This window comes from Paenimyroides viscosum, from assembly GCF_003858535.1.
GTDB lineage: Bacteria > Bacteroidota > Bacteroidia > Flavobacteriales > Flavobacteriaceae > Flavobacterium > Flavobacterium viscosum.
On sequence record NZ_RQTJ01000002.1, the window covers coordinates 145,707 to 168,368 of the forward strand.

The window sequence follows — 22,662 nt, forward strand, 5'->3', positions numbered from 1 at the left end:
ATAATTAGCGCAACGCATGTTTAAAAAAGGTGAAAATATTATATTAGGTATTTCAATAGGTGACATGAATGGCGTTGGTCCAGAGGTTATTTTAAAAACTTTTGAAGATCAGCGAATGATGGAATTATGCACACCAGTGGTTTTTGGAAATGCCAAGTTGTTATCGTTTATAAAAAAGATAATTAACTGTACAACCAACATACACGGAATAGATTCTTTAGATCAGATTCAAAAAGGCAAATTCAATGTTTTAAACCTTTGGAAAGAAGGTGTTAATTTAGATTTTGGTACGTTAAACGACACTGTTGGGCAGTATGCAATAAAATCGTTCGTGGCTGCAACCCAAGCTTTAAAAAACAACGAGATCGACGCTTTGGTTACCGCACCAATAAACAAATACAATATTCAGTCCGACGAATTTCAGTTTCCCGGACACACCGATTATTTAGATAAAGAGTTAGACGGAAATGCGTTAATGTTTATGATTAGCGAAGATATTAAGGTTGGTTTGGTTACAGATCACGTTCCATTACAGCAAGTATCAAAAAGTTTAACACCAGATTTAATCAAACAAAAAGTACGCACAATAAACAAATCGCTTATTCAGGATTTTAATGTAATCAAACCACGCATTGCCTTGTTGGGATTAAACCCACACAGTGGCGACAACGGAATTATTGGCAACGAAGAATTAAATTTTATAAACAATACAGTAAAAGAATTGTTCAATGAGAACATAATTATTTACGGACCTTATTCTGCCGATGCTTTTTTTGGATCAGAACAATTCAAAAATTTCGATGCCGTTGTAGCCTGTTATCACGATCAAGGGTTAATTCCGTTTAAAACCTTAAGTTTTGGCAATGGCGTGAACTATACCGCTGGGCTAGATAAAATTCGTACATCGCCGGATCACGGCACCGCTTACGACATTGCAGGTAAAGGCACTGCCGATTTTACCTCATTTAAAAACGCGGTTTACGCAGCAATAGATATTTACAACAATAAAAACGAGTATTTGCAAAGCACAGCGAACCCTTTAAAGGTTTCAAATGTTTAACAACAAAAAAATAGTGATAACTATTTGTAATTAAATAATTTTTATATCTTTGCACGCTCAAATAGATGGTTATGGTAAATGAAAAAGATTTTTTAATCCAGTTCACCGGATTAAAGTTAGGGGAACATCAATTTGAATATCATATCGAAAATGATTTTTTTGATATGTTTAATTACAGTGAATTCAACAGCACTAACATACAGGTTAACATTACAATGCTAAAAAAAACCACCATGTTAGAATTGCAGTTTTCTCACAAAGGCACAATAAATGTACCCTGCGATGTAACTAACGAAGATTTTGATTTACCTATTGAAGGAAATTTAAATTTGTTAGTAAAATTTGGCGAAGAATTTAATAATGATAGCGAGGATTTATTAATTTTGCCGCAAGGAGAATTTCAACTCAATGTAATGCAGTACATTTATGAAATGATTGCCTTATCGGTTCCCTACAAAAGGATACATCCCGATATAGCAGCAGATTATGAAGAGGAAGAATCAGGCGATGAGTTAGATTTTCTAGACAGTGATGACTTGGAGATGATAAACGAAGACGATGCTGATAACGACGAAGAAAATAATAATGAAACCGAAGAAAATTCGGACAATAATAAAGATACAGACCCACGTTGGGACAAATTAAAACAACTATTAACGGATAAATAATACTGTAAGATGGCACATCCTAAAAGAAAAACCTCGAAAACAAGAAGAGATAAAAGAAGAACTCATTACAAAGCTGTAGCTCCAACAATCGGAACTTGCGCAGTAACTGGTGAGGCACACTTAATGCACAGAGCACACTGGCATGAAGGAAAATTATATTACAGAGGACAAGTTTTAGTAGACAAAACAGAAGCTGTAGCTTAATTCTAAAAGAATAAAAAAAGCTCTCGCAATGCGAGAGTTTTTTAGTTTAGCGTAAATTCAAACAAACAGCAAAACTGCTTTTTCAATAAAAAAAGCTGCTATTTGCTATTTTTTTTGTAATTTTCACCACTTTTTCAACTTTTTGAACATAAAGTAGTCCCTTATGACAAAAATTTCAGCAGCCATTACAGCGGTTGGTAAATACGTACCAGATTTTGTGTTGTCTAATCAAGTATTAGAAACAATGGTTGATACAAATGACGAATGGATTACCTCTCGTACAGGTATCAAAGAGCGCCGAATCTTAAAAGATAAAGACAAAGGCACTTCTTTCATGGCTATAAAAGCCGCAGAAGATCTAATTGCTAAAAAAGGTTTAGACCCAAAAGAAATTGATCTAGTTTTAATGGCAACCACTACACCCGATATGCCAGTGGCATCAACAGGTGTATTTGTAGCTACGCAAATTGGCGCTACCAATGCTTTTTCTTATGACTTGCAAGCGGCATGCTCTAGCTTTTTATACGGCTTGTCTACCGCAACTTCATACATAGAATCAGGCAGATACAAAAAAGTATTATTAATAGGTGCAGACAAAATGTCTTCTATCATTGATTATACCGATCGTGCTACTTGCATTATTTTTGGCGATGGTGCCGGTGCAGTACTAATCGAAGCAAATACAGAAGGTTTAGGCTTTCAAGACGAAATTTTAAAAAGCGATGGTGTGGGTCGTGAGTTTCTTAAAATTGAAGCAGGCGGATCCATCCTTCCCTCTTCAGAAGAAACCGTTAAAAACAAACAACATTTTGTACATCAAGATGGCAAAACCGTTTTTAAATACGCAGTTTCTGGTATGGCAGACGTTAGTGAACAAATTATGAAACGTAATAATTTAACGCACGACGATATTAACTGGTTAGTTCCACACCAAGCAAACAAACGCATCATTGACGCTACTGCAAACCGTATGGATTTATCAGAAGATAAAGTTATGGTTAACATTCACAAATACGGTAACACCACATCGGCAACCCTACCTTTACTTTTAGCCGACTTTGAAAATCAACTAAAAAAAGGCGATAATTTAATCTTAGCTTCTTTTGGCGGCGGATTTACATGGGGGGCAATTTACCTAAAATGGGCATACACAAACAATTAAGAATTAACATAAACGAACAATAAATTTAGCTTGATATGGATATCAGAGAAATTCAAAATTTAATCAAATTTGTAGCAAAATCTGGAGCTACTGAAGTAAAATTAGAAATGGATGATATTAAAATCACCATTAAAACAACTTCAGAAAACGCTACTGTAGAAAACGGAAACTACGTTCAACATATACCGGTTTCAATGCCACAAGTACAAGCTGCAGCACCGGTTGCACAAGCTACAGAAGCACCAGCCGCACCAGCTGTTGCAAATGACGATGCAAATGACGATGCAAAATACATTACGGTAAAATCTCCAATTATTGGAACATTCTACCGCAAACCATCACCAGACAAACCTGCGTTTGTAGAAGTTGGCGCAACAATTAAAACAGGTGATGTTTTATGTGTAATTGAAGCAATGAAATTATTCAACGAAATTGAATCTGAAGTATCAGGAAAAATCGTTAAGGTTTTAGTAGACGATTCTTCTCCGGTAGAATTTGATCAACCATTATTTTTAGTAGATCCATCTTAATTTGATCATTTGAAGAGGTGTTGATCTGAAAAAGATTGGCGCACCTCAAAAATTTTCAGATTTTCAAATTGTTTAATTTTCAAATTAAAAAGATGTTTAAAAAAATATTAATTGCAAATCGCGGTGAAATTGCTTTACGAGTTATAAGAACTTGTAGAGAAATGGGTATTAAAACCGTTGCCGTTTATTCTACTGCCGACGCAGACAGTTTACACGTTCGCTTTGCAGACGAAGCAGTTTGTATTGGGCCGGCACCAAGTGCGCAATCGTACTTAAAAATGCAGAACATTATAGCAGCTGCAGAAATCACAAATGCCGATGCTATTCACCCTGGATACGGTTTCTTGTCTGAAAACGCAAAATTTTCTGAATTATGCCAAAAACACGGCATTAAATTCATAGGCGCATCGCCAGACATGATCGATAAAATGGGAGATAAAGCTACCGCTAAAGAAACCATGAAAGCTGCGGGTGTACCATGTGTACCAGGTTCAGACGGATTATTGGAATCTTTAGAACATGCAGGTAAAGTTGCCAAAGAAATCGGATATCCGGTTATGATGAAAGCAACTGCAGGTGGTGGTGGTAAAGGTATGCGCGAAATCTGGAAAGAAGATGAACTAGAGAAAGCTTGGGAAAGCGCACGCCAAGAAGCTGCTGCATCATTCGGAAACGACGGTATGTACATGGAAAAACTGATTGTTGATCCACGCCATATCGAAATCCAAGTTGTAGGTGATTCTTACGGAAAAGCTTGTCATTTATCAGAACGCGATTGTTCTATTCAACGTCGTCACCAGAAATTAACAGAAGAAACGCCTTCTCCTTTCATGACAGATGAATTGCGTTTAAAAATGGGTGAAGCTGCTGTTAAAGCTGCCGAATATATTAAATACGAAGGTGCGGGAACTATTGAGTTTTTAGTTGATAAAGACCGTAATTTCTATTTTATGGAAATGAACACGCGTATTCAGGTAGAACACCCTATTACAGAGCAAGTTATTGATTACGATTTAATTCGTGAGCAAATCTTGGTTGCTGCAGGAGTGCCAATTTCGGGTAAAAACTATTTACCAGAATTACACTCAATTGAATGCCGTATTAATGCTGAAGATCCATTTAACGATTTTCGCCCGTCGCCAGGTAAAATTACTACCTTGCACGCACCAGGTGGTCATGGAGTACGTTTAGACACACACGTTTATTCGGGTTACACTATTCCACCAAATTACGATTCAATGATTGCCAAGTTAATTACAACAGCACAAACACGCGAAGAAGCTATCAGTAAAATGAAACGCGCTTTAGACGAGTTTGTTATTGAAGGTATTAAAACTACAATTCCTTTCCACCGCCAGTTAATGGATAATCCGGATTATGTTGCCGGAAACTACACAACAGCGTTTATGGAAACATTTAAAATACAAAAACCTGTAGAGGAATAATTGATAAAGTCGAGTTTTTTAAGCTCGACTTTTTTATTGATGTTATAGAAAATCAAATCATTAATAAAGTTTTATGGTAGATATTTAGGATATCTAAAAGAATTGCTGGACTAATTTGAAGATTAAACATCAGCAGTAAAATCCTTACTAATTCTTTTTATTCAAAGAAATGTAATTTTTTATAAAATTAAACTGCAAAAACTTTGAAAACAGAATAAAAAGTTTATCTTTGACCATTATTAATTTATTTTATTATTATTACAATGAGAACAGGTACAGTAAAGTTCTTCAATGAATCAAAAGGATTTGGATTTATTACAGACGAAACAACAGGTCAAGACATTTTTGTTCACATCTCTGGACTTAAGTCAAGAGAATTAAAAGATGGAGATGTAGTTAACTACGTTGAATCTGATGGAAAAAAAGGGAAAATCGCAACTGACGTTGTTGTTTTATAATATACGTTAGTTAACAACATATATTTAATTCCAAGTAAAAACACCTGCAAAGCGCAGGTGTTTTTTTGTTTATAAACTTTAATTTTTGCTATTAAACTTTTTTATATAAAGGGTGACCTATTCTTTAAAAACAATTATTGTTTACCAATAAACCATTTTAATTAAAATTTAGATTCAAGCAGAATTTTTATTTAAAATGATTATAAATTACACCGAACTACTAAAATCGCTCACAATTCAAAACATTTAGGTTTTTTATACGCACTTAAAAAATTATATTTGAGATTTGAAAATTAATGCAACAAATAACATGCAATCAAATCAATTAGATTTAATTCCAATCCTTATGCAGCTTGGTCTGGCAGCGGGTTTTGTTCTTGTAACCATTATCGTTTCCGGATTTTTAGGACCTAAAAAAGCATCGAAAAATAAAGATGTAAACTTTGAATGTGGTATCGAATCGTTCGGTAATGCTCGCGTTCCTTTTAACGTTCGCTACTTTTTAGTGGCTATTCTTTTTGTTTTGTTCGATGTAGAAGTTATTTTCATGTATCCGTGGGCAGTAAACTTCATGGAACTAGGCTGGGAAGGCTTATACAAAATGGGCATTTTCATGTTCCTATTAATTATAGGATTATTGTACGAGTTCAAGAAAAAAGGATTAGAGTTTGAATAAATGCAGAATTAATTATGAGTAATCCATCAAACATAAAACAAGTTGCTCCGCCCGAAGGTTTTTCTGGCGAAGGTTTTTTTGCAACAAAATTAAGTGAAGTTGTAGGTTTGGCACGTGCCAATTCTATGTGGCCTTTGCCTTTTGCTACTTCTTGCTGCGGTATTGAATACATGGCAACCATGGCAGCTACTTACGATATTGGTCGATTTGGATCAGAACGTATGAGTTTCTCGCCACGCCAAGCAGATATGCTTTTGGTAATGGGAACCATCTCCAAAAAAATGGCTCCAATTTTACGTCAGGTGTACGAACAAATGGCAGAACCTAAATGGGTTATTGCTGTTGGGGCGTGTGCAAGCACAGGTGGTGTTTTTGACACCTATTCGGTTCTTCAAGGAATTGATAAAGTAATTCCGGTTGATGTATATGTACCGGGATGCCCACCAAGACCTGAACAAATTTTAGACGGAATCATTGAACTGCAAAACATCGTTAAAAACGAATCGGTTCGCCGTAGAAGCAGCGATGAATATAAAGATTTATTAAACTCATACAACATCAAATAACATGAGCTTAACAAACGAAATCATTCAGCAAACATTAAGTCAGAAGTTTACACCAAAGGTGGAAAACTTTCATATCCTACACGATATGTTGGCATTTGAAGTTAAGAAAGACGCATCATTTGAGGTGATTAAATTCTTAAAAGAAGATCCTTCAATGAACTTCAATTTTTTAACTGATGTTTGCGGGGTTCATTACCCTGATTACGAAACAGATCGCCAGTTTTGTGTAGTATATCACTTACACAATTGGTTTGATAATGTAAGAATTCGAGTTAAGGTATTCTTACCGGCATCGAATCCTGAAGTGGAAAGTATTGTTCCACTATATGCCGGAGCAAACTGGCAAGAACGCGAAACCTATGATTTTTACGGAATTACTTTTAAAAACCATCCGCAGTTAAAACGTATTTTAAATATGGATGAAATGGAATCGTTTCCGTTGAGAAAAGAATTTCCTTTAGAAGATCAAGGCAGAACCGATAAAGACGACCGTTTCTTTGGTAGAACAGGTCCTAATTGTTAAAAAGAATACTATGTCAGATTTATTATTAGTGCCCGAAAAACGATTTGAAAAACAAATCAAGGCAACAAAAGAAAAAGATGGTGTAGAATTATCTATATTAAATCTAGGTCCCACACACCCTGCAACCCACGGTATTTTCCAAAACATTTTATTAATGGACGGAGAAAAAATTATCGATGGCGAAGGTACTGTTGGATACATTCACCGTGCATTTGAAAAAATTGCCGAAAACCGACCTTTTTATCAAATCAACGTATTAACCGATCGTTTAAACTATTGCTCCTCTCCTATCAATAATACAGGTTGGTGGATGACGGTTGAAAAAATGCTGGGTATCGAAATTCCAAAACGCGTACAATACATGCGTGTAATTATTATGGAATTAGCTCGTATTGCCGATCATATTATTTGTAGTTCGGTTATGGGTGTTGATACCGGTGCTTTAACTGGTTTCTTATACGTGATGCAATACCGTGAGAAAATTTACGAAATCTACGAAGAAATTTGTGGAGCTCGTTTAACGACAAACATGGGAAGAATTGGTGGTTTTGAACGTGAATGGAGCGAAGCTGCTTGGAGAAAAATCGATGAATTTTTAGCAGAATTCCCTGCCGTTTGGACAGAGTTTGAAAACATGCTTTCAAGAAACAGAATCTTTATGGATCGTACCATTGGCGCTGGAGCGATTGATGCTGAACTGGCAATGAGCTACGGATTTACAGGTCCTAACTTACGTGCTGCTGGTGTTGATTACGATATTCGCGTAGCAAGTCCGTATTGTTCGTATGAAGATTTTGAGTTCGATATTCCTGTTGGTCAAAACGGTGATTGTTACGATCGTTTTTGTGTTCGTAATGCAGAAGTTTGGGAAAGTATGAAAATTATTCGTCAGGCATTAGAAAAAATGCCGGCCGAAGGTGGTTATCATGCCGATGTTCCCGAATATTATCTTCCTCCAAAAGAAGAAGTTTACAACAATATGGAAGCATTAATTTACCACTTTAAAATTGTTATGGGTGAAATTCCTGTTCCAAATACCGAAGTGTATCATTCTGTTGAAGGCGGTAACGGTGAATTAGGTTTCTACTTAATCACCAACGGTAGCCGCGTGCCTTATCGTTTACATTTCCGCAGACCATGTTTTATTTATTACCAAGCATTTAACGAAATTGTAAAAGGCCGCAGTTTATCTGATGCCATTATTACCTTATCGAGTATGAACGTTATTGCAGGAGAATTAGATTGCTAACTTATGGAAACAGTACAAAAAAAAATATATCATCAAGAGATTAACATGACACCTGCCTTAATAGCTCGTGTACAAGAGTTGATCAGTCATTATCCAGAAGGAAAACAAAAATCGGCACTTTTACCTGTTTTGCACGAGTTACAAGATGCGCACGACAATTGGTTGAGTGTTGAATTACAAAATAAAGCAGCCGAATTACTAAACATAACTCCAATTGAGGTTTACGAAGTGGTTACATTTTATACCATGTTCAACCAAAAACCTGTTGGAAAGTATATGTTAGAATTCTGCGTAACCTCTTGTTGTGCCATTAATAAAGCCGAAGATGTAATGGATTACACTTGCGAAAAATTAGGAGTAAAACCAGGTCAGGTTACAGCAGACGGATTATTTTCTGTAGTTGGTGTACAATGTTTAGGTGCTTGCGGATACGCGCCCATGTTACAATTAGGCGATTTTTATCACGAGCATTTAACAACAGCAAAAATAGATCAATTAATCAACGATTGTAAAGAAGGAAAAATAACCTTACACGATAAATAGTACCATGGGACAAAAAATATTATTTGAAAAAATCCATATTCCGGGTATCAAAACATACGATGTTTATCGCGAAAATGGTGGTTATGCTTCCGTAGAAAAAGCCTTAAAAATGGATCCGGATGCCATTACCGAAGAAGTAAAATCTTCGGGTTTACGTGGTCGTGGTGGTGCTGGTTTCCCAGTAGGTTTAAAATGGAGCTTTATCGATAAAAAATCAGGAAATCCACGTCATTTGGTATGTAATGCCGATGAATCAGAACCTGGTACGTTTAAAGACCGTTATTTAATGGAATACATTCCGCACTTATTAATTGAAGGTATGATTGCGTCATCTTTCGCTTTAGGTGCCAATTTATCATACATCTACATCCGTGGTGAGTACATGTGGGTTTTCAAAACCTTAGAACGCGCCATTAAAGAAGCCTACGCTGCCGGATGGTTAGGTAAAAACATCAAAGGTTCGGGCTACGATTTAGATCTTCACGTTCATTGTGGTGGTGGTGCGTATATCTGTGGTGAAGAAACCGCTTTGATTGAATCTTTAGAAGGTAAACGTGGAAATCCGCGTATCAAACCGCCTTTCCCTGCTGTTAAAGGTTTGTGGCAAAACCCTACTGTTGTAAATAATGTAGAATCTATTGCATCTATTCCTTGGATCATTATGAATTCGGGCGAAGATTATTCTAAAATTGGTTTGGGACGATCTACCGGTACCAAATTATTCTCGGTTTCAGGACACGTGAAAAAACCGGGAGTTTATGAAATTGAAATGGGAATGACCGTTGATGAATTCATGAATTCTGATGAATATTGTGGCGGTATGATTGATGATCGTCCGTTAAAAGGATTGATTCCTGGAGGTTCATCAGTGCCAATCTTACCTAATCATTTAATCTTTAAAACAGCAAACGGTGAAGATCGTTTAATGACGTACGAATCGTTATCAGACGGCGGTTTTGCTACAGGATCATCATTAGGTTCAGGTGGATTTATCGTATACAACGACACCGCTTGTATCGTTCGAAATACTTGGAATTTCTCAAGATTTTATGCACATGAAAGTTGTGGACAATGTTCGCCTTGTAGAGAAGGAACAGGATGGATGGAAAAAATCTTGTGGAGAATAGAAAACGGTCAAGGTACCGAAGAAGATATCGACTTATTATGGAGCATTCAAGCAAAAATCGAAGGAAATACCATTTGTCCGTTAGGTGATGCTGCTGCTTGGCCAGTTGCCGCCGCAATTCGTCACTTTAGAGATGAGTTTGAGTACCACGTTCGTTTCCCAGAAAAAATTAAAAACAGAGATCATTTTGTAAATGAACCTTTCGAGAAAGTGAAACATTTACTAACAAATGCTACCGTTTAAAATATAGATTATGAAAGTTACTATAGACGGATTTGAATTAGAAGTAGAACCAGGAACAACTGTACTACAGGCTGCACGTATGTTGGGTAGCGATGTGGCGCCACCTGCAATGTGCTACTATTCTAAACTAAAAGATACAGGAGGAAATTGCCGTGCTTGTTTGGTAGAAATATCAAAAGGTAGCGAAGCTGATCCTCGCCCAATGCCTAAAATGATGCCTTCTTGTAAAACAGGTGTTATGGACGGCATGGAAGTAAAAGTTAAAACTTCGGATCGAGCAATGGATGCTCGTAAAGCAGTTACTGAATTTTTATTAATCAACCACCCGTTAGATTGCCCAGTTTGTGACCAGGCGGGTGAATGTGATTTACAAAATCTTTCGTTTAAACACGGATTGGAAAAAACGCGTTTTAAAGAAGAGAAAAGAACGTTTGAACCGGAAAATATCGGTGATAAAATTCAATTGCACATGAACCGTTGCATTTTGTGTTATCGTTGTGTACATACGGCAGAACAGGTTTGTGGCAGCAGAAATCACGGGGTTATGAATCGTGGCGATCACGCGCAAATTTCGACCTATGTTGCTGCGTCTATCGATCACGAAATGTCAGGAAATATGATTGATGTTTGTCCGGTTGGAGCCTTGACCGATAAAACCTTCCGTTTCAAGTCACGTGTTTGGTTTAATAAACCATTCAATGCACATAGAAACTGTGATAAATGTTGTGGAAAAACGACCGTTTGGATGTTTGGAAACGAAATTCAACGTGTTACGGCTCGTAAAGATGAGTTCCATGAAGTAGAAGAATTCATTTGTAATTCTTGTCGTTTCGATCATAAAGAAGTTTCTGATTGGGTTATTGAAGGACCAAGAAAATTCGAAAAATTCTCGGTTATCAATCAAAACAACTATACCCGTAAAATGGATAAAGTTGTTATAGATACAGAGAAACATATTTTGGAAGGTCGAGATCAAGATCGCAAAAAAATAAGTATGACAGAAGTTCCATATAAAACCGATAAAAACAGTTAATTATGGAAGAAGCAATCATTATAGAAAAAAGCGTAATCATTGTAGCTGTTTTTGCAATTACCATGTTGTTTGCCATGTACTGTACCTTGGCTGAACGTAAAATTGCCGCGTGGATACAAGACCGTAGAGGTCCAAACCGTGCAGGACCAGGCGGAATGTTACAACCTTTAGCCGATGGTTTAAAATTGTTTGCTAAAGAAGAATTTATGCCAAACACACCTAATACGTTTTTGTTCGTATTTGGTCCGTTTATTTCGATGACCATGGCGTTGATGACTTCAGCGGTTATTCCTTGGGGAGATACATTAGAAATTGGTGGCAGAAAAGTAGTTCTACAAGCTGCCGATATCAATGTAGCGATGCTGTATGTATTTGCAGTACTTTCTGTAAGTGTGTACGGAATTATGATTGGTGGTTGGGCATCTAACAACAAATATTCGTTAATTAGTGCTATGCGTGTGGCATCTCAAATGATTTCTTATGAAATTGCTATGGGATTGTCTATCGTTGCTATTTTAATGATGCACAGCTCTATGAGTTTGCGCGAAATTGCAGCAGGTCAGCCAGAAATGCACTGGAATATTTTCTATCAACCATTAGGATTTTTCATTTTCCTAATCTGTTCATTTGCAGAAACAAACAGAACTCCTTTTGATTTGGCAGAATGTGAGCAAGAGTTAATTGGGGGATATCATACCGAATATTCGTCTATGCGAATGGGATTCTTCTTATTCGCTGAATATGCAGCCATGTTCATCTCTTCTACCCTATTGGCAGTTCTTTATTTAGGAGCTTACAATTATCCAGGAATGACGTGGGCAGCCGAAAACTGGGGCGAAAACATTGCCAACATTATTGGTATTGCTGTATTGTTCATTAAAATCTGTTTCTTTATTTTCTTGTATATGTGGGTTCGCTGGACTATTCCACGTTTCCGTTACGATCAATTAATGAATTTAGGTTGGAAAACATTAATCCCTTTAGCTATTTTAAACATTGTAGTTACTGCGGTGGTGTTATTATTAAATCGATAAAAAATAGAAATTATGTCTATTCAAAATACATCCTTATCAGGTAGAAAGAAGCAGGTTTCTAATAAAGAAATGACTTTAGGCGAGCGTTTATACATTGGTGCAATTGCTGGCGGTATGGCTACTACTTTTAAACATTTATTTAAAAAGAAGGTTACCATTAGTTATCCTGAAGAAACACGTCCGTTTAGTCCTGTTTATCGTGGTCAGCACATGCTAATGCGCGATGAAGAAGGTAGAGAACGTTGTACAGCTTGTGGTTTATGTGCCTTGTCGTGTCCTGCGGAAGCGATCACTATGAAAGCTGCCGAACGCAAGCCCGAAGAAAAGCATCTTTACAGAGAAGAAAAATATGCCGAAATCTACGAAATTAACATGTTGCGCTGCATTTACTGTGGTTTGTGCGAAGAAGCTTGCCCTAAACAAGCCATCTATTTAACAACCTCTAAAAAAATAGTAAAAGCTGATACCAATCGCGAGCATTTTATTTTTGGAAAAGAACAATTGGTTATGCCTTTACAACAAGCTATTAACAACACCGTAAAATCAGAATAAAAATGATAGAGATTTTATTTTATATTCTTTCGGCAGTTACTTTAGGAAGCGCGTTTTTAACCATTCTTTCTAAAAACCCTATACACAGTGCTATTTGGTTAGTAGTATGTTTTTTCAGTATTGCAGGTCATTATGCGTTGTTAAACTCACAGTTTTTGGCAATGGTTCACATCATTGTATATTCTGGTGCCATTATGATTTTAATGCTGTTTACCATTATGTTAATGAATTTGAACATCAGCGATGAAATTGCAAAACCTGTGGTTACAAAAATAGTTGCAACGGTTTGTTTCTGTTTAATCGGATTTTTCTTGGTAAGTTCATTAGCCCAAACAGCTCCGGCTTTAGAAAGCTATTCAACAACTGGCGTAGATTTTCAATCAATCCAAGTATTAGGAAAAGTGTTATTGAACGAATTTGTAGTACCTTTTGAAATGGCAGCCGTATTGTTATTAATGGCAATGATTGGAGCCGTATTAATTTCTAAAAAAGATAAAAAAACAGCATAGTATGGAACATGTTTTACAACAAATAGGCATAGACCAGTACATTTACTTAAGTATCATTCTTTTTAGTATTGGAGCCTTTGGTATTTTATATCGTCGTAACGCAATTGTTATGTTTATGTCGATCGAAATCATGCTAAATGCCGCCAACTTATTACTTGTTGCCTTTTCTAATTACCATGAAGATGCCAACGGACAAGTATTTGTATTTTTTACAATGGCTGTGGCTGCTGCCGAAGTTGCTATTGGTTTAGCCATTTTAGTAGCTATTTACAGAAACATTGGATCAATTGATATTGATAAACTTAAAAATTTAAAAGGATAGCATGAGCACAACTATATTATTACTTACGCTGATTTTCCCTTTAGTTGGTACATTAATCAACGGATTTTGGGGCAAACACTTAAGCAAAAAAGTATCGGGTGCTATTGCAACGTTAGCTATTGCGGCATCGTTTGTTACATCGTGCATCTTTTTTGCTTATATACAAGGTTCGCAAGAACCGGTTAAAGTGGTTTTATTTGAATGGATGAAATTCACTTATTTCACAGTTGATTTCGGATTTTATTTCGATCAGTTAGCTGCACTTTGGTTGTTGTTCATTACAGGTATCGGAACATTGATCCACTTGTATTCAACAAGCTATATGAGCCATGACGAGAATTTCTCTAAATTCTTTACCTACCTAAACTTCTTTGTATTCTTCATGTTGATTTTAGTAACAGGAAGCAACTTAGCCATGATGTTTATTGGTTGGGAAGGTGTTGGTTTGTGTTCGTACTTATTGATTGGTTTCTGGTATAAAAACCAAGATTATAACAACGCAGCCAAGAAAGCTTTTATTATGAACCGTATTGGTGATTTAGGTTTCTTGATCGGAATTTTCGTAACAGGATATTTATTCCATACATTAGATTTTGTCGCTTTACAAGAACAAAGTTACCTTGCGCCAACTTTAGGAATTGCAACTATGGCGTTCTTTATTGCAGCAACTGGTAAAAGTGCACAATTACCACTTTACACTTGGTTACCCGATGCCATGGCAGGTCCAACACCTGTATCGGCGTTAATTCACGCGGCAACAATGGTTACAGCAGGTATCTTTATGATTACCCGTTTAAACTTTTTGTTCGATCTAACTCCAGATGTGCAACATATTATTGCAGTAATCGGAGCCGTAACAGCACTTATGGCAGCAACTATTGCTTTGGTTCAAAACGATATTAAAAAAGTACTGGCATATTCTACCGTTTCGCAATTAGGTTTAATGTTTTTGGCATTAGGTTTAGGTGCTTATGAAGTAGCGGTTTTTCACGTAATTACACACGCTTTCTTTAAAGCTTGTTTGTTCTTGGGATCGGGATCGGTTATTCACGCAATTGGTGGCGAACAAGATATGCGTCACATGGGTGGATTGAAAAAACACATGAAAATCACTTATTTAACGTTTTTCATTTCAACATTAGCTATTTCAGGATTTCCACCACTTTCAGGTTTCTTCTCGAAAGACGAAATTTTGTTAACTGCTTTTCATAACAATATTGTTTTATGGATAGTAGCAAGTTTGGCATCCATTTTAACTGCTTTCTATATGTTTAGATTGTTGTTTTTAACGTTCTTCAACAAATTCAGAGGAACAAAAGAACAAGAAGATCATTTACACGAAAGCACGTCTGCCATGACGTTTCCTTTAATCATTTTAGCTGTTTTGGCTGCAATTGGCGGATTAATCAGTATTCCTGGAAATAGTTGGTTAAACGAATTTTTAAAACCAGTTATTAAAAATAACGCAGCATCGCATCCACACGTATTAGGCACCACCGAATATCTGTTAATGGGCTTAGCAGTTGTAGGTGCCTTGATTGGTTTAGGTGTCGCTTACGCAAAATACATTAAAAACAAACAAGTTCCTGTGAACGACAACAATGTTTCGGGCTTACAAAAATTGTTTGTAGACAAATATTATTTAGACGATATCTATCAATCATTAATTGTTCAGCCATTAAACTTTTTTGGATCATTCTTTAAAAATCAAATCGACGGATTAATTAATGGTGTTGTGGTAAGTTTTGGTAAAATTCCTGCCGAATTATCGTATCAAGGTAAAAAAGCACAAAACGGAAACATTGGCTTGTACTTATTTGCCTTTGTAATTGGCGTTTGTGGCTTGTTGTATTATTTATTTATGTGTTACTAAAATTAGGACAATGAATTGTATTATTATTTTACTTATTTATATTTTAGGAGCTGTTGCTACATTGGCATCAAAATCTAAAAATGCAGCTAAAATAGCTTTAGTAACCAGTTTAATTAACGCTGTTATTGCATTAATTTTGGCTGTTGATTTTATGAACGGAAACAATATTTCGTTTGTACAACAATGGATTTCTAACCCAAATATTTCTTTATCATTTGTGGTAGATGGGTTAAGCTTAACCATGTTGTTGTTAACCACCTTATTGTTGCCAATTATTATATTAGCATCGTTCAACACCTTATATTCAAAAGCAAACCAGTTGTATGCGTTGGTTTTATTCATGGCGTTTGCTATGGCTGGAACTTTTTTAGCACAAGACGGTTTGGTTTATTATATTTTCTGGGAATTAGCTTTACTACCTATTTTCTTTATTGGATTGTTATGGGGAAGCGACGAATGGAAAGTGCGTAAACGCGTAATGATTACCTTTTTCATTTACACTTTTGCAGGATCGTTGTTCATGTTAGCGGCTTTTGCGTACTTATATACCAAAACAGGAAGTTTCGCTTGGACAGATTTATCACAAGTAATGCTTTCAACCAAAGAGGCAAATTATATTTTCTTGGCTTTCTTTTTGGCTTACGGCATTAAAATTCCGGTATTTCCGTTACACACATGGCAGGCAAATACCTACGAAAAATCGCCAACTATTGGTACCATGTTGCTATCGGGTATCATGTTAAAAATGGGATTGTATTCTATTTTACGCTGGCAAATGCCTATTGCAGGGAATGTTTCTGCCGAAATCATTAATACGGTAATTGTTTTATGTATCATCGGAATTATTTATGCATCGTTAATTGCGCTTCGTTCTGAAAACATTAAACGTTTATTGGCGTATTCATCAATGGCACACGTTGGTTTGATTGCTGCCGGAGCTTATATTGGAAACACCACAGGTTATCAAGGAGCTATTATTCAAATGGTAGCGCACGGTTTTGTAGTGGTTGGTTTATTTTATCTGGCAGATATTATTCACAATAGATACGATAGTTATTTGATAAAAGATATGGGCGGTATTCGTTCACAAGCACCAAAATTCACCACGTTCTTTTTAATCATCATGTTTGCATCAATCGGCTTACCTGGAACTTTTGGATTTATCGGTGAATTCACTTTGTTATTTGCCTTATCAGAAAAAGAATTATTGTATGCTGTTTTCGCAGGAACATCAATTATTCTTGGAGCATATTATATGTTGAAAATGTTTCAGAATGCAGTTCTTGGTTCGCCAAATTCAAAAGTGTTTTCTGAAGTAACTACAAAAGAATATGTAGTTTTAGGACTTATTTGTGTGGTTTTAATTGGTTTAGGAATCTATCCAAAATTACTAACCGATTTATTCATTTAAAAGAACATAGAAAATTTAAACTATGAGTACATTAATAGCTTTAGCATCCTTAGCAGTTCTTATATTGGTCTTAGAAATTATTAATCTAAGAAAAACAATTGTTCCTTTAACTTTAATTGGGTTATTGGTTGCTTTGGGTTTTAATATTTGCGACTTTAATACAATCGATTCGTTTTACAACAACATGATTGTAGTAAACAAAACCACTACCCTATTCAGTTCTTTATTCATTGTATTAACCTTTTTCATTGTAGCATTAGGACAATCTTTTTATAAAGAGCAGTACGATAAAATATCAGATTACACTTCGTTAAAAATCTTTTTACTGATCGGAGCTTACTGTATGGTTGCTTTTGGCAATATGGTTATGTTTTTCTTAGGATTAGAAATCTTATCGATCACTTTATACATTTTAGCGGGAAGCGATAGAATCAACATAAAAAGTAACGAAGCCGGAATGAAATATTTCTTAATGGGATCTTTCGCCTCAGGATTTATCTTATTTGGTATTGCTTTAATTTATGGTGCCACTGCATCGTTTGATTTGGATCAAATTCAATTAGCAAGTTCACAATTAGCCATGCCAAAATGGTTTATGGTTGGTTTTGTAATGATGTTGGTTGGTTTGCTTTTTAAAATTGCTGCCTTCCCGTTTCATTTCTGGGCTCCCGATGTATATCAAGGATCACCGTTGTTAACCACAACAACCATGAGCACCTTGGCAAAAGTAGCAGCTGTTGGCGGTTTTTATAAATTAAGTTTGGTATTTTTCCCGGTAATGCCCGCTCACTTCAGTAGTTTAATTGCCTTTTTAATCATCGCAACATTGATTGTTGGAAACGTAATGGCATTAAAACAAAACAACATTAAGCGTTTAATGGCGTATTCGGGTATTTCACACGCAGGTTTTATGTTAATGGCCATTTTAATTGGTAAAGATGCCGAACCACATTTGTTTTACTATATGGTAGCTTATACCATTGCCGGAATCGCTGCTTTTAGTGTGATATTATATGTATGTCAGGATAAAAAAGAAGAATTAATCATACACTTCCGTGGCTTTGCAAAACACAAACCCGTGTTGGCAGTAACATTGTCTTTAGCCTTATTATCAATGGCAGGAATTCCGATCCTTGCAGGATTCTTCGGAAAATTATTCCTGTTTACACAAGCCTTAAATCAAGGATATTATGTAATGGTAGTTATCGCAGTAATTACGTCTATCATAAGTATTTATTACTATTTAAAAGTGATAATAACCATGTTTACGTATAAAAACAGCGATGCAAAAACTACGTATCCAAAAAACTTTATCTATTCAACGGTTGCAATTATAGCAATTGTAATCAATTTAATCATTGGATTTTGCCCATCGTTAATAATAGATTTATTTTAGTTAATTAATTACTTTACTAAAGGTTGATTTGAAGTTCAAATCAACCTTTTTTCATATCTAATATTTTTTTAAAGAAAAAAACACTCAAATACTTGCTTATTATTATTATTATTATTATTGACGTATTAATTAATTGTTAATTTAATACTGATATGAGAAAAAAATTATCTTTAGCTATTGCAATGATAGCTTTCGCAGCTAATGGGTTTGCTTCTAACGAAGTTGTAAACACTTTAGAGGATTCAAACATTAATCCACCAGTAACTAATGTCCTAGAAAATGAAACTGAAAATTCAGAGGGCGGTTATCAAATTTGTAGTACTACAACTTATGGTAGATATGTTCAAACATTTGTTGACGAAGGCACTAGTCCTGTAACTGGTCAGCCATATTATAACGTTACCCTTGTTTATGAAGTTACTGGTCAATGTACAACTTGTACGGCGATGGGACATACTGGTGTTCAAACTACAACATCATGTTGGGGTTACGGCTACTAATTTAAATTTAGTTAATAACAACTAAGCGATTGTTTAATATAAACAATCGCTTAAAATTTTATAAAATTATGCTTAAATATTCTTTATTCTTTTTTTGCTTTTTTTACTTTTATTCATTTTCACAACAAATACAGGTAGAGTATTTTGAAAATAGAATAGTAAAAAATCCAGAAGAAATAAAAAAACTTCCTGAGTTTTTACAAAAAGACTTTGAACCAAACCGATTTGGTTATACCCTAACCTATAGTGATGGCGTTTCAACATATGAAAACAAAGACTTTTCAGTACTTTTAAATACTAGCACAGAACCTACCACAGAAGAAGTAGATTTAGGAAATGGTGAAAAAATGACTTTTGTTGGAACATTTAACGATACAGCAGAAAGATATAGGGTTTTTGAAAAAAAAATTTTTAAAGATTATTTAAACAAAAAAATATATGCCGAATTATTTATAAATGATAAGAAAGAGATTATAGATGATTTTTTTGATTGGAATTGGGACATAACCGACGAAAAAAAAGAAATTAACGGTTATGTTTGTACAAAAGCAATATCAAAAATTATGGGGCATCATTTTGAAGCATGGTATAGTGAGGAAATACCAATTAGTGCTGGTCCAGAAAAATTTGATGGACTTCCTGGGCTTATCTTATATCTGCGTGTGGATGCAATGGAATATATTGCAAGTTCAGTAAAATTTTTAGACGCACCTATTGTTTTGAATAAGCCTAATTATATTGGTAGAATCTATACTTTCGAGGAGTTAATAAAAAACAGTAAAACTAATTTTAAACAATTTGAAAATAAAATAGAAAAAATACCAAATACAAATAACTACAAACGAACTATTTCTTACTAATTTTTATTTTTAGTTGAAAAACACTTACAAAATACTCTTATCATTATTTATTATTTTATTTTCCTGTACTTTTTATGGGCAAGAAATTAATGGTACTATAACAGACGAAGTCGGCAACAAAATACCTTTGGTTACTATTCAACTAATAAGTATTGATACCAATAAAACCATTTCTTATACCCAAACAAACAGTTTGGGTAATTTTACTATTGCTACAAACACCAATACCTTTCCTCTAAAGTTAAAAGTGCAACATTTTTCTTATGAATCTAAAGAATTAATTTTAGATACAAACCAGTTTTTAAGCATTGTATTAGAAGCAAAAACAAATGAACTTGAAGAAATAGTAATAGACACAAAAGCGTATGATGTAATTAAAAAAGGAGATACACTACAATACAATTTAAAATCATTGTTGAATGGTTCAGAACTAAAACTAAAAGATGTAGTCAATAAATTACCAGGATTAGCGATTGATGAGGATGGAAAAATAAGATATAACGGAAAAATAATTGATAACTTGCTATTTGATGGCAATGAATTTTTCGATAGAAACCACCAAATCGCCAATGATAATATAACTGCTGAAATGATTCAAAAAATAGAATTGCTTACCAATTATAAAAACCTATCAAGCATAAAAGATTTTGAAGATAACGGAAAAACAGCATTAAATATTGGTATTAAAGACAACTATAAAAACAGATTTAAAGGAAACATTACAGCAGAAGGCGGTTTAAAAGAACGCTATAATTTACACGGTAACCTTTATAATTTTGGCAAAAAAACAATGTTTAATGTGGTAACAAACACTAATAACATTAATTACAGCGTTTTATCGGTTAAAGATTATATGGATACCCGAAAAATGAATGGCAAGCGAATTATTAGTGAACAATTCTCGCAAGGAGGCTTCTCAACTTCAGATTTAGATTTACCGTCTTTTTTGTTTGCAGATGACAATATACAATCAAGAAAACTAACCAATTATACTCTAAATCTATCACATAAATTTAATAGCAAGTCAAAAATAGAATTTATATCAATTTTTAATCTATTAGATCAAACCGAAGAATCAATTAATAAGCAAGTCTTTTTCGATGGGCAATCAAGCAATATTGACAGATTAGATAAAATAACAGGTACATCGGCTTATGCTTCAAATGTCTTAAAATATGAAGTTAAATTAAAAAATAATTCCTATTTTAATGTAAACGGTTATTCATTATGGTCTAAAGATAATCAAAATCAATTTTTAGAATCTACCTTATTATTAAACGATAACAAATTAAATTTTAATAATGATTTAAAATTCACCACAAACAAATATGGTGTAAATGCTATATATAAAAACACGTTATCTAAAAATCTATTAATGGATGTTGTAGCTTTTTACGACAATAATTCCACAAATACCAATAAAGATTATAATTCATCGGAAGTGTTTTCTTGGTTTGATATTTTTAAATCCAATTTACATCAAAAATCAAATGTAAAAAGTAGTGACATTGGAGTTCAGGGTAGAATGTCTTGGAAATTAGGAAGTGATAAATTAATTTTTAGAACTTATTTTGGTCGTTCAAATGAGCATTTAAATAATAACTTAAATGAGCTAAACGCATATCAATTAAATGATGATTATAATAAAACCGAAAATATAATTGGTGTTCAATATCAGGGTACTTTAAAAAAACCTTTGGTTAATTATAGTTTAGGCTTTCAATACAATTACACTAATCATTCATATTTACTAGATTCTAAAAAAGCTTTAGGTGCTATTTTACCAAATTTTAGTATTTCTCGCAATTTAAGAGAAAATTTATCTGCATATATTTCTTATAATTCCAATTTAAACGGATTTTCGATACTGAATTTTCTATCCAAAAATATAGTTGATGATTATAGATCTTATATTTCACCATCATTCGTTGTTCCTGAATTAATGATAACAGATTCTTATAATGTTGGTATTATGTATAATATTCCTGAAAAAAACATATTCTTTTCTCTTTCATTTTCCCACAATAGCGATAGAAAAAAATTGGAGAGTACATTTAATAACTTGGAATTAGTCACACAACAAAATTTTCAGTATATAGACACAAATAAGACAACATCTGGAAATCTTACTTTCAATAAAAAATTTCGGCATATACCATTTGGATTAAATTTTAACTCGTTTGGTAGTGTTTCACAACTTGAAACAGTATTGAACAATGAAACAAGCGATAATAAAAACTATAACATATCATCCAAACTTTATATTCAAAGTTATTTTAAAAACAACCAATTAAATTTTAATGCTGGCGTTAACTATATGAATAATATTAGTAAAAACAACACTGCTATTTCTTCTAATTTGGCTAAACTAGAAAGAGTAACACCATTTATCACATTAAATGGAGTAGCATTAAATGATAAAATTAATTGGAGTATAGATTCTCAATACTTTATTTATAAATCATCATCTGTACAATCACAAAATATTTTTGATTTAGGATTTAGAACACAATATAACTTCAGTAAAAAAATACAGTTTTATTTTAATGCAAAAAACATTTTAAACATTCGTGAGAATAATACTAAAAACAACTTAATGGCAACTCCAAATTATACGCAAGAAATTATAATGCGTTCTTTATCAGGATTTACAAATTTTGGTATAATTTTTTCGTTATAATTATACAATCAATTATCTATTTTTAACTTTTTACTAAAG

General features: G+C 34.2%; 24 protein-coding genes. All 24 read left to right on the forward strand.

All coding sequences use genetic code 11. The annotated features are described in order from the left end of the window. The first annotated feature begins 16 nt into the window (after positions 1-16). The 24 genes from pdxA (at position 17) to EG242_RS01900 (ending at position 22,623) form a co-directional block, all read left to right on the forward strand. Positions 17-1,060, forward strand: coding sequence for a 4-hydroxythreonine-4-phosphate dehydrogenase PdxA (gene pdxA / locus EG242_RS01785; RefSeq protein ID WP_124898201.1), 1,044 nt, complete (start codon positions 17-19; stop codon positions 1,058-1,060). A gap of 71 nt (positions 1,061-1,131) precedes the next feature. Continuing rightward, complete coding sequence (locus EG242_RS01790; protein WP_162497619.1) at positions 1,132-1,728, forward strand: YceD family protein; 597 nt, start codon at positions 1,132-1,134, stop codon at positions 1,726-1,728. Between the two features lie 9 nt (positions 1,729-1,737). After that, positions 1,738-1,932, forward strand: coding sequence for a 50S ribosomal protein L32 (gene rpmF, locus EG242_RS01795; protein ID WP_124898203.1), 195 nt, complete (start codon positions 1,738-1,740; stop codon positions 1,930-1,932). A 163-nt stretch (positions 1,933-2,095) separates the two neighbouring features. Further along, positions 2,096-3,094: a beta-ketoacyl-ACP synthase III gene (locus EG242_RS01800; RefSeq protein ID WP_124898204.1), complete on the forward strand. Its 999-nt coding sequence runs from the start codon at positions 2,096-2,098 to the stop codon at positions 3,092-3,094. A gap of 35 nt (positions 3,095-3,129) precedes the next feature. Next, the gene (accB, locus tag EG242_RS01805; RefSeq protein WP_124898205.1) at positions 3,130-3,624 is read left to right on the forward strand and encodes an acetyl-CoA carboxylase biotin carboxyl carrier protein; all 495 of its coding nucleotides are present in this window, start codon (positions 3,130-3,132) and stop codon (positions 3,622-3,624) included. 92 nt (positions 3,625-3,716) lie between these two features. Continuing rightward, on the forward strand, positions 3,717-5,069 hold the full coding sequence (accC, locus tag EG242_RS01810; RefSeq protein WP_124898206.1) for an acetyl-CoA carboxylase biotin carboxylase subunit: 1,353 nt from the start codon (positions 3,717-3,719) through the stop codon (positions 5,067-5,069). Between the two features lie 263 nt (positions 5,070-5,332). Then, positions 5,333-5,527, forward strand: coding sequence for a cold-shock protein (locus tag EG242_RS01815; RefSeq protein ID WP_091517786.1), 195 nt, complete (start codon positions 5,333-5,335; stop codon positions 5,525-5,527). Between the two features lie 310 nt (positions 5,528-5,837). Beyond that, positions 5,838-6,203, forward strand: coding sequence for an NADH-quinone oxidoreductase subunit A (locus tag EG242_RS01820; protein ID WP_124898207.1), 366 nt, complete (start codon positions 5,838-5,840; stop codon positions 6,201-6,203). A 14-nt stretch (positions 6,204-6,217) separates the two neighbouring features. Further along, the gene (locus tag EG242_RS01825; RefSeq protein ID WP_124898208.1) at positions 6,218-6,769 is read left to right on the forward strand and encodes an NADH-quinone oxidoreductase subunit B; all 552 of its coding nucleotides are present in this window, start codon (positions 6,218-6,220) and stop codon (positions 6,767-6,769) included. A gap of 1 nt (position 6,770) precedes the next feature. Beyond that, a complete protein-coding gene (locus EG242_RS01830) occupies positions 6,771-7,292 on the forward strand; it encodes an NADH-quinone oxidoreductase subunit C (protein WP_124898209.1) in 522 nt (173 codons plus the stop codon). Positions 7,293-7,302: 10 nt separating this feature from the next. Next, complete coding sequence (locus EG242_RS01835; protein ID WP_124898210.1) at positions 7,303-8,541, forward strand: NADH-quinone oxidoreductase subunit D; 1,239 nt, start codon at positions 7,303-7,305, stop codon at positions 8,539-8,541. A gap of 3 nt (positions 8,542-8,544) precedes the next feature. Next, a complete protein-coding gene (locus EG242_RS01840; RefSeq protein WP_124898211.1) occupies positions 8,545-9,084 on the forward strand; it encodes an NADH-quinone oxidoreductase subunit NuoE family protein in 540 nt (179 codons plus the stop codon). A gap of 4 nt (positions 9,085-9,088) precedes the next feature. Then, positions 9,089-10,453: an NADH-quinone oxidoreductase subunit NuoF gene (nuoF, locus tag EG242_RS01845; protein WP_124898212.1), complete on the forward strand. Its 1,365-nt coding sequence runs from the start codon at positions 9,089-9,091 to the stop codon at positions 10,451-10,453. 10 nt (positions 10,454-10,463) lie between these two features. Further along, positions 10,464-11,486: a 2Fe-2S iron-sulfur cluster-binding protein gene (locus tag EG242_RS01850; protein ID WP_124898213.1), complete on the forward strand. Its 1,023-nt coding sequence runs from the start codon at positions 10,464-10,466 to the stop codon at positions 11,484-11,486. A gap of 2 nt (positions 11,487-11,488) precedes the next feature. Then, entirely contained in the window at positions 11,489-12,520 is a 1,032-nt protein-coding gene (gene nuoH, locus EG242_RS01855; RefSeq protein ID WP_124898214.1) for an NADH-quinone oxidoreductase subunit NuoH, read from the forward strand. Positions 12,521-12,532: 12 nt separating this feature from the next. Next, positions 12,533-13,072, forward strand: coding sequence for a NuoI/complex I 23 kDa subunit family protein (locus EG242_RS01860; protein WP_124898215.1), 540 nt, complete (start codon positions 12,533-12,535; stop codon positions 13,070-13,072). Positions 13,073-13,074: 2 nt separating this feature from the next. After that, complete coding sequence (locus tag EG242_RS01865) at positions 13,075-13,581, forward strand: NADH-quinone oxidoreductase subunit J family protein (RefSeq protein ID WP_124898216.1); 507 nt, start codon at positions 13,075-13,077, stop codon at positions 13,579-13,581. Position 13,582: 1 nt separating this feature from the next. After that, entirely contained in the window at positions 13,583-13,903 is a 321-nt protein-coding gene (nuoK, locus tag EG242_RS01870; RefSeq protein WP_091098646.1) for an NADH-quinone oxidoreductase subunit NuoK, read from the forward strand. A gap of 1 nt (position 13,904) precedes the next feature. Further along, complete coding sequence (nuoL, locus tag EG242_RS01875) at positions 13,905-15,776, forward strand: NADH-quinone oxidoreductase subunit L (RefSeq protein WP_124898217.1); 1,872 nt, start codon at positions 13,905-13,907, stop codon at positions 15,774-15,776. A gap of 10 nt (positions 15,777-15,786) precedes the next feature. Continuing rightward, on the forward strand, positions 15,787-17,187 hold the full coding sequence (locus EG242_RS01880) for a complex I subunit 4 family protein (RefSeq protein ID WP_124898218.1): 1,401 nt from the start codon (positions 15,787-15,789) through the stop codon (positions 17,185-17,187). A 22-nt stretch (positions 17,188-17,209) separates the two neighbouring features. Next, the gene (locus tag EG242_RS01885) at positions 17,210-18,583 is read left to right on the forward strand and encodes an NADH-quinone oxidoreductase subunit N (RefSeq protein WP_124898219.1); all 1,374 of its coding nucleotides are present in this window, start codon (positions 17,210-17,212) and stop codon (positions 18,581-18,583) included. 182 nt (positions 18,584-18,765) lie between these two features. After that, positions 18,766-19,083 (forward strand): hypothetical protein, encoded by a 318-nt coding sequence (locus EG242_RS01890; RefSeq protein ID WP_124898220.1) that lies wholly within the window; start codon positions 18,766-18,768, stop codon positions 19,081-19,083. Between the two features lie 68 nt (positions 19,084-19,151). Then, positions 19,152-19,943, forward strand: a complete 792-nt coding sequence (locus EG242_RS01895) for a GLPGLI family protein (protein ID WP_124898221.1) — start codon at positions 19,152-19,154, stop codon at positions 19,941-19,943. A 127-nt stretch (positions 19,944-20,070) separates the two neighbouring features. After that, on the forward strand, positions 20,071-22,623 hold the full coding sequence (locus EG242_RS01900) for a TonB-dependent receptor (protein WP_148090569.1): 2,553 nt from the start codon (positions 20,071-20,073) through the stop codon (positions 22,621-22,623). The last annotated feature ends 39 nt before the right edge of the window (positions 22,624-22,662 follow it).

What these genes read in the sequence shown, in the direction of transcription:
- pdxA (WP_124898201.1), top strand. Translation starts at nt 17, where the DNA reads ATGTTTAAAAAAGGTGAAAATATTATATTAGGTATTTCAATAGGTGAC.
- EG242_RS01790 (WP_162497619.1), top strand. Translation starts at nt 1,132, where the DNA reads ATGGTAAATGAAAAAGATTTTTTAATCCAGTTCACCGGATTAAAGTTA.
- rpmF (WP_124898203.1), top strand. Translation starts at nt 1,738, where the DNA reads ATGGCACATCCTAAAAGAAAAACCTCGAAAACAAGAAGAGATAAAAGA.
- EG242_RS01800 (WP_124898204.1), top strand. Translation starts at nt 2,096, where the DNA reads ATGACAAAAATTTCAGCAGCCATTACAGCGGTTGGTAAATACGTACCA.
- accB (WP_124898205.1), top strand. Translation starts at nt 3,130, where the DNA reads ATGGATATCAGAGAAATTCAAAATTTAATCAAATTTGTAGCAAAATCT.
- accC (WP_124898206.1), top strand. Translation starts at nt 3,717, where the DNA reads ATGTTTAAAAAAATATTAATTGCAAATCGCGGTGAAATTGCTTTACGA.
- EG242_RS01815 (WP_091517786.1), top strand. Translation starts at nt 5,333, where the DNA reads ATGAGAACAGGTACAGTAAAGTTCTTCAATGAATCAAAAGGATTTGGA.
- EG242_RS01820 (WP_124898207.1), top strand. Translation starts at nt 5,838, where the DNA reads ATGCAATCAAATCAATTAGATTTAATTCCAATCCTTATGCAGCTTGGT.
- EG242_RS01825 (WP_124898208.1), top strand. Translation starts at nt 6,218, where the DNA reads ATGAGTAATCCATCAAACATAAAACAAGTTGCTCCGCCCGAAGGTTTT.
- EG242_RS01830 (WP_124898209.1), top strand. Translation starts at nt 6,771, where the DNA reads ATGAGCTTAACAAACGAAATCATTCAGCAAACATTAAGTCAGAAGTTT.
- EG242_RS01835 (WP_124898210.1), top strand. Translation starts at nt 7,303, where the DNA reads ATGTCAGATTTATTATTAGTGCCCGAAAAACGATTTGAAAAACAAATC.
- EG242_RS01840 (WP_124898211.1), top strand. Translation starts at nt 8,545, where the DNA reads ATGGAAACAGTACAAAAAAAAATATATCATCAAGAGATTAACATGACA.
- nuoF (WP_124898212.1), top strand. Translation starts at nt 9,089, where the DNA reads ATGGGACAAAAAATATTATTTGAAAAAATCCATATTCCGGGTATCAAA.
- EG242_RS01850 (WP_124898213.1), top strand. Translation starts at nt 10,464, where the DNA reads ATGAAAGTTACTATAGACGGATTTGAATTAGAAGTAGAACCAGGAACA.
- nuoH (WP_124898214.1), top strand. Translation starts at nt 11,489, where the DNA reads ATGGAAGAAGCAATCATTATAGAAAAAAGCGTAATCATTGTAGCTGTT.
- EG242_RS01860 (WP_124898215.1), top strand. Translation starts at nt 12,533, where the DNA reads ATGTCTATTCAAAATACATCCTTATCAGGTAGAAAGAAGCAGGTTTCT.
- EG242_RS01865 (WP_124898216.1), top strand. Translation starts at nt 13,075, where the DNA reads ATGATAGAGATTTTATTTTATATTCTTTCGGCAGTTACTTTAGGAAGC.
- nuoK (WP_091098646.1), top strand. Translation starts at nt 13,583, where the DNA reads ATGGAACATGTTTTACAACAAATAGGCATAGACCAGTACATTTACTTA.
- nuoL (WP_124898217.1), top strand. Translation starts at nt 13,905, where the DNA reads ATGAGCACAACTATATTATTACTTACGCTGATTTTCCCTTTAGTTGGT.
- EG242_RS01880 (WP_124898218.1), top strand. Translation starts at nt 15,787, where the DNA reads ATGAATTGTATTATTATTTTACTTATTTATATTTTAGGAGCTGTTGCT.
- EG242_RS01885 (WP_124898219.1), top strand. Translation starts at nt 17,210, where the DNA reads ATGAGTACATTAATAGCTTTAGCATCCTTAGCAGTTCTTATATTGGTC.
- EG242_RS01890 (WP_124898220.1), top strand. Translation starts at nt 18,766, where the DNA reads ATGATAGCTTTCGCAGCTAATGGGTTTGCTTCTAACGAAGTTGTAAAC.
- EG242_RS01895 (WP_124898221.1), top strand. Translation starts at nt 19,152, where the DNA reads ATGCTTAAATATTCTTTATTCTTTTTTTGCTTTTTTTACTTTTATTCA.